Source organism: Hymenobacter psychrotolerans DSM 18569 (assembly GCF_900142395.1).
Classification (GTDB): Bacteria; Bacteroidota; Bacteroidia; order Cytophagales; family Hymenobacteraceae; genus Hymenobacter; species Hymenobacter psychrotolerans.
Genome location: NZ_FRAS01000001.1, coordinates 222,250 through 234,431, shown reverse-complemented (window position 1 = coordinate 234,431; position 12,182 = coordinate 222,250). Strand labels below are relative to the sequence as shown.

The window sequence follows — 12,182 nt, the reverse complement described above, 5'->3', positions numbered from 1 at the left end:
AGCTTCCTCCTGCTCTCTACCCAACTAACGCCCTATGACCCTTTCCCGTCGCGCTGCTTCTTTACTTACCGGTCTCTTGCTTTTGGCGGCGGGCTCCCGTGCCCAAACACCACTAGGCCAGCCCACGCTGGATGAGCAGAAAGTGCAAATCTGGTGTGCTACAGTCCGCTACGTGTACGACGACAACGGGCGCGCTAACCTGAAGAGCCAACTGAACTGTGGTAGCTCATTGAAGGCATTTGAGAACAGCATTAAGGCGGATAGCCAGCGGGTGTACAGCGCGTTGTATCAGCCGCTGGAAGGCAAAGGCACGATGTACAAAGGATTGGGCTCCAATCCTTCCCGCCTGCAGAAGCTGACCACAGAAATCATCAACCGGCTGAAGTCGTCGCCGGCGCGGCGGGCTAACCCGGCCCGAATGCAGCGGCTGGCCACGCTGGAAGCGGCCCTGAACAACTATGTACAGAACGGTACGCCCATCGGTAGCCTTGCTGCTACTGAAGCTGCTGTGCCAGATGCCGCAGATACGGCCGCTAGCCTCGATGCCGGAGCACCGGAAGTATCCGGCGACGCCGGGCTGGCTGAAGCGGGCGTAGCTGAGCGCCAACCCGCCGCCGGCAGCGGAGCCGGGGAAAGCCTGATGAACAAGTTCTTTGGTCCGTTGGCGCTGATTTTGTCTTTGCTGAGCCTGGTGCTGTATGCGCTGATGCGCAAAAGCATCGGCGACTTCCAGAAAGAAATGGGCGCCCGTATCGACCGTCGGCGCGAAGAAATTTCGGCTTTGCAGAGCGCTCCGGTAGCTGGTGGCAGTGGCAAGCCTGCTGACCGCCTGAGTCCGGCACAACTTCGTGAAGTGGAAAAGCTGGTGCAGCAGCGGGTAGAAGCGGAGCTGAAGAAGAGGGGAGCCACCCAGGTTCAGCAGCCGACCGCTGCTACCGGCAGCCAACCAACGCAGCAGCCCGCTAGCCGGCCGGCAACGGGTAGCACGCCCACGCTGCAACCGGTAGCCCAGATTGAGCCTGAGCCGGTAGCGCCTCAAGTGGCCGAAGTCTATTCAACCCCTGTGCAGCCGGCTCCCATTCCTGCGTTGCCTCCCGTAACACCTGCCAGCCCGGCGCCGCTGGCCTCGCACGATGAATTCGACAGTCTGGTAGCGCCGGTACAGCTGCCTTCGCCCGAGTCGTACGGGACGCCGCAGCCCGTAAGCCATGCCCGCTATGTGAAGGTGCCGGTCAATGGGGCGTTCAACGAATACGACCTGTCCGACGAGCCCCAGCACGACAGCATTTATGAAATCCGCCTGAACCCGCAGCAGCCGGAAACCGCCACGTTCCGCGTGACCTCAAACCCGGCCGTACACGCCTACGCCATCCAGAGCGCTCAATATTCTTTGCGCGAGGCGTGCACCTACCAGCCGCCCAGCGGCCCGGCGTCGCATATCGTGACCGAGCAGGAGGGGGTATTGCGCAAAGTGGCCGGCAACTGGCACATTGAGCAGAAAGCTGCTATTCGGTTCGAGTAGAAAAAGCCGTCATTCTGACAACGGAAGGACCCTATTGCACCCGAATGAGCATCGTACCTGCGACTCATTCAGGCGCAGTGAGGTCCTTTTGCTTTCAGGATAGCAGCCCGGGAATAGCGTACTTTACAGTCCTATGCTTGAAATTATTCTTGAATTCGTCGTTGTAGCCGTGGTAGTGGGCCTGCAGATTCGCACGTTTCTGCGGATGCGGGCCAATGCGCAGCGGCTGGCCGCGCTGTATCCGCCCAAGGAAGCCTTGCGCGTGGAACACCGCATTGTGCTGCCCGACGGCCGCGACCTGCCCGACTACGCCGCCGACGCGCCACCCGAATCCTTCGCCTCCAACCTCATCAAGGCCGAAAACGCCTCGCCCGAGTTTCAGGAGATTCTGCTGGATACCAACGACTACCTGCGCCACAACAAAGGCGCCGCCGCCGACTTTGGTATTCTGAAAGATATATCGGAGCGGCAGAGCGAGGTGCTCGACAACTCCGTGCAGGCCAATGTAGCTACGCCGCTGTATCTGGGTCTGCTCGGTACGTTTCTGGGCGTGATTCTGGGTCTTGTGGGCATTGCCCGCAACGGCGTGTCCGACGAAAATGCCCTAACGCCCTTCCTCACCGGCGTACTCATTGCCATGACCGGCTCCTTTGTGGGGCTGCTGCTGACGCTGCTCGGCAACGGCGTGCTGCGCCAGGCCCGCGAGCAACTCGACCGGAAGCAGAATCAGTACTACACCTTCCTGCAGGCCCGCCTGCTGCCGGTGCTGCACGCCGATATGGCCAGCTCGCTCACCAACCTGAAGTCGGTGCTCGATGCGTTCAACCAGCAGTTTGTGGGCCAGGTGGAGCTGTTCAACCCGCTCATGGAGAAGGTGACGCAGAACATTCGGGTGCAGAGCGACTTCCTGGAGCGGCTCGATACCATCGGCTACGATAAGATGGCGGCCGCCAATATTCTCGTGTTTGAGAAGGTGCGCGAGTCGGCGGAAATGTTTGCGGCCTTCACCGGCTACCAGCAGCGCCTGAACGAGATGCTGCAGAACGGCTACCACTCGGCCGAAGCCGTGAACAGCATTCTGGACCGGCTGCGCGGCTTCGAGAAGGGCATCAACGACCTGGGCCAGTACATCGGCGGCAACAACAACTCGGTGCAGCTGATGCTGGATTTCTTCCAGAAGCACCAGGTGGAGCTGCGCAACCTCAAGGACCGCGCCGAGCAGCACATCGACCAGGCCGGGGTAGGGCTCGCCGACGTGATGAACCAGCGCCTGGCTCACAACGAGCGACAAGCCCAGCTGGCCTACGAGAAGTGGCAGCAATACTTCGACAAGCTCAATGCCGACAACATCTTCGAGAAACTATTGAAACAGCTGGAGCCTTTCCAGAACCTCAACGTGCAGCAAGCCGACCTCAGCCGCGACGTGACGGCTACCCAGCGCGAACTGATGCGCAAAGTGGAACTAGACTCGCAGATTCAGGCCAAGCTCCTCTCCGAGCTTTCCAACCTGAATACGGTGCTGGTGAAGGCCACGTCCAAGAATCGTTTTCAGCGGTTTATGGACAAGCTGTTCGGGGGCGTGCAGCCACAGTAACCCTACCCCAACCCCTCCCCGGTTGGGAGGGGCTCTAGTCCTGGTTTTCTAGTTGTAGTTTCTCGTTAGTAAAACGCCCTGTACAGCCTCCCGTAGTCGTCTGGTACCTCCTCCCCGCCGGGGAGGGGCGCGGGGGGTGGGGTCACGCCATGAACAACACCACCTCCAACAAACGCCAAAGCAACGACTTCTTCTGGCCCAGCTACGTGGACCTGATGACGTCCTTGTTTGTAGTGATGCTGGTGCTGTTTGTGTACAGCTTCAAGCTGTTCAAGGACCGGGAAGGGGAGCTGAAGCAGGCCAATGGCGAGCTGAAAGTGAAGGCCGCTGAGCTGGAGCAGATTACCAAAATTCGCCGCTCGCTGCAGCAACTGGAAGGCCAGTACTTCAAGTACGACCCCGCCAACGAACGGCACGAGCTGCTGGTACCGGTGCAGTTCAAGGCCGGCCGCGACGAAATCCAGGACAGCTACAAGCCTGCGCTCCTGCAGGCTGGCCGGACGCTGCGCTCGGTGCTCAAAAACATCAAAACCGACCAGCCCGTGCGCTACCTCGTGATAGTGGAAGGCATGGCCGCCCGCTACCCGCAGGGCGACCCGCGCAACACCCATGAGGAGCAAACCACCTACCAGCTCAGCTACCGCCGTGCCCTGAACCTGCTGAACCTCTGGAAGCAAAACGGCCTCAATTTCAGCCAGGACCGCAACATCGAGCTCATCATCGGGGGCAGCGGCTTCTACGGCACCGGCCGCTACCAGGGCCGCCGCGAAGGCGACAACAAACGCTTCCTGATTCAGGTGATTCCGAAGGTGGGGCGCATGTAATGAGGGGAATCAATAGGCTAAAAGGCCGTCATGCTGAGCTTGTCGAAGCATCTCTACCGCTTCGTTGTAACGAGTGAGTTACTAACGGTAGAGATGCTTCGACAAGCTCAGCATGACGGCCTGATGTATACCTAAAAAGTCCGGCTGAATCAGAATTACACCGTCTGCAGCCTGGGCTTCTTTTTCCTGGCTTTGTTGCGCCGGCCCCACCAGACTATAGTGCCCGTCACGGGCAGGCTGGCGCAAATCAGGCTCCCCAGGAAGGCCACTATCTTGCCCCCAAACCCCAGAATCTGGCCGACGTGCAGGTCGTAGTTCATGTCGGAGAACCTGACGCCGGCGCTTTTGGTGGCGTGGAAGCGCGACTCCAGCAGTTGGCCCGAAACGGGGTGAAAGGCGTACTCGTCGCGGTGATAGTAATGCAAGGCTTTCTGGTACGTCCAGCAAAACGCGGGGTCTTTGCCCGTGCCGGTAGGGCCCAGCAGAATCATTTCGTTGGTGGGCGACAGGCGGCGTACGGTACGGTACACTATATCGGGTAGGGGCTGCGCGGTAGCCGTGGCGGGTTGGAGCGGGTCGAGCTTGGTTTGCATGATTTCCTGAGGCGCCGGCTTGCCATCCACCACATACACAATGGACTCCAGCATCCAGGGGTAAATCATGAACAGCCCCGATAAGGCCAGCACCAGCCCGATGCTGGCTATGTAGAAGCCCAGCACGTTGTGCAAATCGTAGTTGATACGGCGCCAGCGGGCTCCCCACTTGATGGTAAAGCGCTGTTTCCGCTCCTGCTTGCGCTTGGGCCACCATAGCACCAGGCCCGTCAGCAACATCACTACAAAGATGGAGATGCTGATGCCGATAACCCATTTCGCTACAGCCTCGGGCAGCAGCAGGTGCATATGGATTTCCTGGATGATGGTGAAGAAGTGCGTGCGCAGGTTTTGCTCGTGCAACACCCGGCCCGTGTACGGATTCAGGTACACCTGAATCGGCAGGCCGGCCTCATCCAGAAAGAACACGGTAGCCGAGCGGGCGGGCCCGAAATACGTCACCCAGGAGGTTTCGGCCTTCACGCCGGGATGCGCGGCCAGCGCGGCGGCCTGCAGCTGCGAGGGCAGCACCGGCGCCGTAGTCTGCGCTTCTACCTTGCGCCACGGCTCGGTCAGGTCCCGGATGTCGTCCTGAAACACGAAGATGGCGCCCGTCAGGCTCACGATAAAGACCACCAGCCCGGAGGCCAGCCCCAGCCACAGATGCACTTTACCAACGGCTTTCCTGAACTTGCTCATAGCGAAAGCGGAAAAACTGCTCTGGCATCCTGAGTTGGCGAAGAACCTTCTCCCGTTGGTCCAAATCGATAATTCGATAGGTGTTCGACCAATGGAAGGCCCTGTACCAGCTCAGAATAACAGACAGTCAGAAATGTCTAGAACTTGTAGGCCAGGCTGCCGATGATGCTGCGCAGCTTCTGCGGGTTCATGGTGGTATAGCCGATCCAGTACTGCTGGTCGGTAAGGTTATCTATCTTGGCCGAAATGCGGTATTTGGGCTGGTCATAGAAGATGGAGGCGTTCAGCACGGTGTAGCTGGGCAGCGTAAATACGTTCAGGCTGGTGTTCTGAATGCGGTTTTCACTGGCGTAGTTGCCCCCGAAACCAGCGCCTAAGCCCTTCAGGGCGCCGGCCGGCTGGCGGTAGCTCACCCAGGCGTTGGCCAGGTAGGGCGAGGAGGCCGTGTTAGGGCGGCGGCCGTTTTCAATCTCGCTGGAGTTTTTCCACTCCGAGTGGTTGTAGGCAAAGCCGGCTACCACGTTCAGGCCCGCTATGGGGTTGGCCGTCAGGTTCAGCTCGGTGCCCCGGCTCAGCTGCGTGCCGTTCTGGGTTTGGGCGTTCGGAATGGCGTTGCTGGGCTCAGAGGCCGGGTTGGTGTTCGGCACCGGCGTGGAGCGCAGCAGGTCCTTCACCTGCACGTCGTAGTAGCTCAGCGTGGCGCTGATCCGGCCGCCGGCCGCATCCAGCTTCACGCCGCCTTCCCACTGGTTCGCCTGCTCCACTTTGGCCGTGCGCTGCTGCCGGTTCACGTCGATGTAGCTGCCGTCGGTGGGGTTTTTAAAGCTGTTCTGGTAGCTGCCGAAGATGGAAACCCGGTCTTTCACTGGCTGAAACACCACGCCAAACTTGGGCGACAGCGCAGTCTGTGAGTAGGCCGTGTTGGGGCCGTAGTAAAGGCCGCCTTTGTTTTCGAAATGGTCGAGACGCAGGGCGGCCAGTATGCTCAGCTGCTCGGTCAGGTTGAGCACGTCCGACACGAAGGCGCTGTACGTGTTCGATTTCGTGGTGACGAGGTAGCTGCCGCTGCCGCTACGGGCGTATTTCGCGGCTACCGCGGGGCCGTTGAAGCTGCGATACGCGTCGTTCGGCTGGTTCAGCAGCACCTTGTCGAAGTCGCCGCCGAGGAAATTCACGTCGGAGTCGATGCGCAGGAAATCCAGGCCCAGCACTACGCGGTTGCGCAACGAACCAATCTGGAAGTCCCCGTTGAAGTGTTGCTGGGCTTGCATGAGCAGGCGGCGGCTGTTGCCCGTCGATTGGTCGGAGCGCACGAGCGTGTCGGAAGCCGCGCCGGCCGGGCCGGGCAGCAGGTAGAAATAGGGCCCGAAGCCGTTGGAGTAGCTATGGCTGGACGTGAGGTAAGTGGTGGCCGTGAAGCTGGGCGAAATGCGGTACTGCACCTGCCCAAACAGGTTGGTGCTGCGCGAGTCCTGCGTCAGGCCCGGCCCCATGTACGACTGCCGGTAGTCCAGCGGCGCTTTGTCGGCCCGGTCGAAGCCCAGCGCCGCCGACGGGTAGTAGAAGAAGATCATCTGCTTGCCCACGCCCGAGCCTTTGTAAATCTCGGCGTCGAGGTTCACGGTCAGCCGGTCATTGGGGCGCCACTGCAGGCTGGGGGCCACGGCCAGGTTCTTGTTGAAGCCGGCGTAGCCCTTGCTCTGGAAGTTGTCTTCGTAGGTATAGGCCGTATTCAGGCGGATGCCCAGCGTTTTGGGCTGGTCGGCGGGCGTGTTGCTGTCCACCAGGTTCACGTCGGCACTCACGCGGTGGAAGCCATAGGAGCCGGCCGCCACGCTGACTTCGCCCCCAAACGTATCGGTTGGCTTCTTCGTCACGCGGTTCATCAGGCCACCGTACGAGGTCAGCGCCGAGCCAAACAGCGTGGCCGAGGGGCCTTTGATCAGCTCCAGCTTCTCCAGATTCACCGCATCAATGTCGCCGGTGACGTTGCCGGCCACGCCGTTGCGCAGCTGGCTCTGCAGCACAAACCCCCGCGAGGCATAGAAGGCGCCGCCGTCGCCGCCGCGGCCGGTGGCATCCCACATTTTCTGGAGGCCCGGCGTGTTGCGGGTCGCATCCTCCACCGTGAATACCAGTTGCTCGGTCAGCAGCTCCTTGCCTACCGTGGCGTACACCTGCGGGTTTTCGAGGTTGTTGAGCGGCATCTTGTTCACGTCCACGCTGGTCGGGCGGTTGAACTTGTTGGTGCGGTTGCCGCTCACCACTACTTCCTTCAGGCGCTCCGCGTTTTCAGCCAGCGAAAAGTCTACCGTGCTGCTCTGGCCCGCCACTACTGTAATGGTTTTCTCCTCGCCCTTCAGGCCAATGGCCGATACCACCAGCGTGTACTCGCCCGGCCGCACCCGCTCCAGCACATACTCGCCCCGGCTGTTGGTGATGGTGCCTTGGCCGCGGCCTTTCAGGCCAACCGTTACGGCCTCGGCAGGGGTTCCGTCGGAAGTGGTTACCCGGCCACGGATGGCCGAAGCCTGTTGCGCCTGGGCACTTAGGGTATACCCCAGCAGGGTAGTGGCCATTCCCAGGAGTCGAAGATGCTGCATGATTTTGCTATTTGGATCGTTTCTAAACAGCGCAAAGGAACGTGCTAATTTTTGTTTAGACAAATTCTTAATAAAATACATCTTGCTTGCGCCTGGGCGCGGCAGCGCCGGGGTTTCGTGGGGCGGGAGTTCAGTTGCCGGAATCCTGCTTTATATTCGGCCTCTCGCCCGCTTATTTCTTCCACATGCAAAAAGCTGCTATTCCTCTCCTGATTCTGACGGCGCTATCGGCCTGCCGCTCCACGCAAACCGGCCAGGCTGTTAGGGTTACATCAGGCAGTGCTTCTTCTCCTTCTATTCCTGTGCAGTACCCCGACACCAAGAAAATCGACCATAAGGACGACTACTTCGGCACCTCCGTCGCCGATCCATACCGCTGGCTGGAAGACCTGGACTCGCCGGAAACCAAAGCCTGGGTAGAGGCCGAAAACAAAGTCACCTTCGGCTACCTGCAGCAGATTCCGTTCCGCGACCGTATCCGGGAGCGGCTTACCAAGATGTGGAACTACGAGCGGTTCGGGATTCCGCAGGAGGAAGCCGGCCAGCTGTACTTCTCCAAAAACGACGGACTGCAGAACCAGGCCGTGCTCTACACCCAGCAGGACGGCCAGCAGGGCCAGCCCGATGTACTGCTCGACCCCAACAAGTTCTCGGCGGATGGCACTACCGCCCTGGCCGGCACCTACTTCTCCAACGACCACCGCTACATGGCCTACGCTACCAGCGGCGGCGGCTCCGACTGGCAGAAGCTGAAAGTGCTGGATCTGAAAACCCGCCAGCCGCTCGCCGATGAGCTGCAGTGGGTGAAGGTATCGGGGGCGGCGTGGTACAAGGATGGCTTCTTCTATAGCCGCTACGACGCGCCGAAAGCCGGCGAAAACCAGCTTTCCGGCAAAAACGAGTACCACAAAGTCTATTATCACCAGCTTGGCAAGCCCCAGAGCACCGACAAGCTGGTGTACGAAGACCCCAAAATGGCACTGGGCTTCCGCACCGTGGGCACCACCGAAGACGAGCGGTTTCTGGCGCTCTACCTCACCGATGGCAAAGCCGATGGCAACCGCCTGCTGGTGCGCGACCTGACCGACGCCAAGCAAGCCAACAGCTTCACCACGATTATGAGCAGCTACGAGCACAACAACTCGCTGGTAGGCAATATCGGCGACCAGCTGCTGGTGCTCACCAACTACAAGGCCCCGCGCTACCGCGTGGTGCTCATCGACCCGAAAAAGCCGCAGGAAGCCAACTGGAAGGAAGTACTGCCCCAGACCGAGGAGAAGCTGGAAGGCATCGACCACGTAGGCGGCTACCTGGTGGCCTCGTACCTGAAAGATGCCAGCAGCAACATCAAGGTATATACTGAGAAGGGCGAGTTCAAGCACGATGTAGCCCTGCCCGCCATTGGTACGGCCAGCGGCTTCGGTGGCCGCCGCGACTCCAGGTCGGTGTACTACGCCTTCACGTCCTTCACGTATCCCACCACCATCTACAAGTACGACCTGGCCTCCAACACCAGCACGGTGTTCCGGGCCCCGAAAGTAGAGGTGAAACCCGAAGACTACCTGACCACGCAGGTGTTCTACACCAGCAAGGATGGCATGAAGATTCCGATGTTTATCACGCACAAGAAAGGCGTGAAGCTCAACGGCCAGAACCCAACCTACCTCTATGCCTACGGCGGGTTCAATATCTCGCTCACGCCCAGCTTCTCGGTAGCCCGGATGCTGTGGCTGGAAAACGGGGGCATTCTGGCCATCCCGAACCTGCGCGGCGGCGGCGAGTACGGCGAGGCCTGGCACCAGGCTGGCATGACGCCCAACAAGCAGAACGTGTTCGACGACTTTATTGCGGCCGCTGACTACCTGAAAGTGCAGGGCTACACCAGCACCGAAAAGCTGGCCATTGCGGGCGGTTCCAATGGTGGCCTGCTCGTGGGCGCTACCATGACCCAGCGCCCCGACCTGTGCCAGGTGGCTTTCCCGGCCGTGGGCGTGATGGACATGCTGCGCTACCAGAAGTTCACCATCGGCTGGAACTGGGCCCCGGAATACGGCACCTCCGACAACTACGCGCAGTTCCAGAACCTGTACCGGTTTTCGCCGCTGCACAACCTGAAGGCGGGCACTGCCTACCCCGCCACCATGATTACCACCGCCGACCACGACGACCGGGTAGTGCCGGCACACTCCTTCAAATATGCCGCCGCCCTGCAGGCTGCCAACGGCGGACCTCGCCCGCAACTGATCCGGGTAGACGTGAATGCCGGCCACGGCGCGGGCAAAAGCACCAAGCTCCAGATTGAAGAGTGGGCCGATGTCTGGTCGTTTGCGTTCTACAACATGGGTGTAAACCCGTATAAGAAGTAAACCCGGCTTCGTATCTTCGCGGCCGCAACTCCCGTAATTGCCTCTGGCTTTTTGCTTTCAGATATGAAAAAAACGTTCCTGTTCGGTCTGCTGGCCGCTTCGCTGATGCTGTCTGCTACCTCCTGCAGCAACCCCGACCATAAAACGGATGAAGACGTGGCCGTGAAGCCGCTCGAATATCTCGCTCCGGCCGACACTACTGGCGGCAAAGTAGACCCCGCCACCCGCGAAATCAACGCGGTGAATGCTACCGAGGACATCAAGAAGATGCAGCCCGTCATGTAGCTTCGGCAGGAACATCGCCTGAAAATGAGCAACGACCCCATGGTTGTTGCTCATTCTTCTTTTCAGCCGGTTCATAATGGAAACCGGCACTTCGTACTTTCTTCGCGCACTGCTAACTGATGCCCGTTATGCTTATTCGCCGTGGCCGTGAGGCCGATTTGCCCCAGGTGCTGGCCCTGATTCAGGAGCTGGCTGAATACGAAAAGGCGCCCCACGAAGTCACGAACACGCTGGCCGACATGCAGCGCGACGGATTCGGGCCGGACCCTATCTTCCGGTTTTTTGTGGCCGAGCAGCCCGCCGACGGTACTATTGTAGGCATTGCGCTTTACTACACCGCCTATTCTACCTGGAAAGGCCGCATGCTCTACCTCGAAGACCTGGTGGTGACGGAGGCGCTGCGCGGCACCGGTCTGGGCCGCCGCCTGTTTGATGCCGTGGTGGCCGAGGCCCGCCATACCGGTGCCCACCGCATGAAGTGGCAGGTGCTGGAATGGAACGAGCCCGCCATCGGCTTCTACAAAAAGATTGGCGCCAACCTCGACCCCGAATGGCACAACGGCAACCTCAACAGCGAGCAGCTCCAGGCCTACTCCTGCGACCCTGCTATTGAGCAGTTGGTGCGCTCCGCCGGATAGCGCCACTGCACTACAACACAGAAGGCCGCTCTGTCAGGAGCGGCCTTCTGTGTTGTAGAACGCAAAATCGGGTTTAGCCAACCACCTCCAGCATGGTGCGGAAGGAGGCGTAACGGCCCCCGAATTGCTTTTCAATTTCGGTGCGCAGGGCAGGGGCCGCCAGCTCCTGGTATTCTTCCAGCTGCTCCAGGCTCACGCAGTAGTACTGGGCGGCGTACGTAATACCATCGTCTTCCTCATTGAGGAGGCGGCAAAGCTGGCTTTTCAGGAAAAAGCCGGTAGCCATTACTTCCGGCATGTGGGTATCGCGCATGTAGGCCACCCACTGGTCGGCAATTTCCGGGTCGAGGCTGGTCGTGACGTTGTAGAGAATCATAGGAAAGCAAAAAAGCAAGCCAGCACGTACAGGCGCCGAGCTCAGAGAGGTAAGTGGCAGGAAGCCTCAAAAGGCAGATGAGCGCCACAAAGTTCGCAAATCCGGCCATACTCGCTCCGCAGCCCACCGCTGTTTCCGCTACGTCACACCCGCAGGTGGTCGAACTGAAAGTCCTGGATGCGAGCCTGAATGTCTTTCGATGACAGTTTTTCGCGGATGGCGGCCTGTGTCAGGTCAGCCAGCTCGGCGTCGCCGGCGAAGCGGAGCGCCAGAATCTGGCTCAGCTGCAGCTGTGCCTCCAGCGGACGCAGGCTCTGGCCGGTCAGCTCGAAGTAGCGCTGGCGCATCTCCAGCCGAATAAGCCGGTCCTGGAGCTTCAAAGCATAATGCTGGCGCAGCATGATGAGCACGCCCAGGCCCACCACGGCCAGCAGCATAGCCGTAAACCACAGCCGCGAATCTTCGGAGTCGTCGCCGGACACGGCCAGGTAGCGCCGGATGCTGTAGAGCGCCACAATGAAAGCCGCCGGCAGCAGCACGAAGTGGTGCCAGGGATAATACATGGGCTTGTTTTTGGTTGGTTGCTCGGGCATAGGGTAGAGGGAAGGGTTGGAGTGAGAAATCGAAAGTGCTATAACGCCAAAACTCCGGTACAAGGCCGGAGTTTTGATGCGAGTGACAG

10 protein-coding genes are annotated in these 12,182 nt (G+C 60.0%); 6 read left to right on the top strand and 4 right to left on the bottom strand.

The window, feature by feature from the left end; translation table 11 throughout:
* The first annotated feature begins 34 nt into the window (after positions 1–34).
* From BUE15_RS00990 to BUE15_RS00980, 3 genes are all read left to right on the top strand, one after another.
* Positions 35–1,522 (top strand): hypothetical protein, encoded by a 1,488-nt coding sequence (locus BUE15_RS00990; protein ID WP_139252066.1) that lies wholly within the window; start codon positions 35–37, stop codon positions 1,520–1,522.
* 133 nt (positions 1,523–1,655) lie between these two features.
* Positions 1,656–3,116: a hypothetical protein gene (locus tag BUE15_RS00985; RefSeq protein WP_073280823.1), complete on the top strand. Its 1,461-nt coding sequence runs from the start codon at positions 1,656–1,658 to the stop codon at positions 3,114–3,116.
* Positions 3,117–3,265: 149 nt separating this feature from the next.
* Positions 3,266–3,940, top strand: a complete 675-nt coding sequence (locus tag BUE15_RS00980) for a hypothetical protein (protein WP_073280822.1) — start codon at positions 3,266–3,268, stop codon at positions 3,938–3,940.
* A 155-nt stretch (positions 3,941–4,095) separates the two neighbouring features.
* On the opposite strand, the gene BUE15_RS00975 is transcribed toward BUE15_RS00980, so the two are convergent.
* Both BUE15_RS00975 and BUE15_RS00970 read right to left on the bottom strand, forming a co-directional pair.
* Entirely contained in the window at positions 4,096–5,232 is a 1,137-nt protein-coding gene (locus BUE15_RS00975; RefSeq protein WP_073280821.1) for a PepSY-associated TM helix domain-containing protein, read from the bottom strand.
* Between the two features lie 137 nt (positions 5,233–5,369).
* Positions 5,370–7,811: a TonB-dependent receptor gene (locus tag BUE15_RS00970; RefSeq protein WP_244535844.1), complete on the bottom strand. Its 2,442-nt coding sequence runs from the start codon at positions 7,809–7,811 to the stop codon at positions 5,370–5,372.
* Positions 7,812–8,020: 209 nt separating this feature from the next.
* Between BUE15_RS00970 and BUE15_RS00965 the strand changes: the two genes are divergently transcribed.
* The 3 genes from BUE15_RS00965 to BUE15_RS00955 all read left to right on the top strand — a co-directional run bounded on the left by BUE15_RS00965 (position 8,021) and on the right by BUE15_RS00955 (position 11,124).
* On the top strand, positions 8,021–10,201 hold the full coding sequence (locus tag BUE15_RS00965) for a prolyl oligopeptidase family serine peptidase (RefSeq protein ID WP_073280819.1): 2,181 nt from the start codon (positions 8,021–8,023) through the stop codon (positions 10,199–10,201).
* A 63-nt stretch (positions 10,202–10,264) separates the two neighbouring features.
* Entirely contained in the window at positions 10,265–10,486 is a 222-nt protein-coding gene (locus BUE15_RS00960) for a hypothetical protein (protein WP_073280818.1), read from the top strand.
* 128 nt (positions 10,487–10,614) lie between these two features.
* The gene (locus BUE15_RS00955; RefSeq protein WP_073280817.1) at positions 10,615–11,124 is read left to right on the top strand and encodes a GNAT family N-acetyltransferase; all 510 of its coding nucleotides are present in this window, start codon (positions 10,615–10,617) and stop codon (positions 11,122–11,124) included.
* A gap of 73 nt (positions 11,125–11,197) precedes the next feature.
* Here the strand turns inward: BUE15_RS00955 and BUE15_RS00950 are convergent, their stop codons facing one another.
* Together BUE15_RS00950 and BUE15_RS00945 are read right to left on the bottom strand one after the other, a co-directional pair.
* Positions 11,198–11,500: a DUF4286 family protein gene (locus BUE15_RS00950; protein WP_073280816.1), complete on the bottom strand. Its 303-nt coding sequence runs from the start codon at positions 11,498–11,500 to the stop codon at positions 11,198–11,200.
* Positions 11,501–11,643: 143 nt separating this feature from the next.
* Complete coding sequence (locus BUE15_RS00945) at positions 11,644–12,093, bottom strand: DUF6526 family protein (protein WP_073280815.1); 450 nt, start codon at positions 12,091–12,093, stop codon at positions 11,644–11,646.
* Between the last annotated feature and the right edge of the window lie 89 nt (positions 12,094–12,182).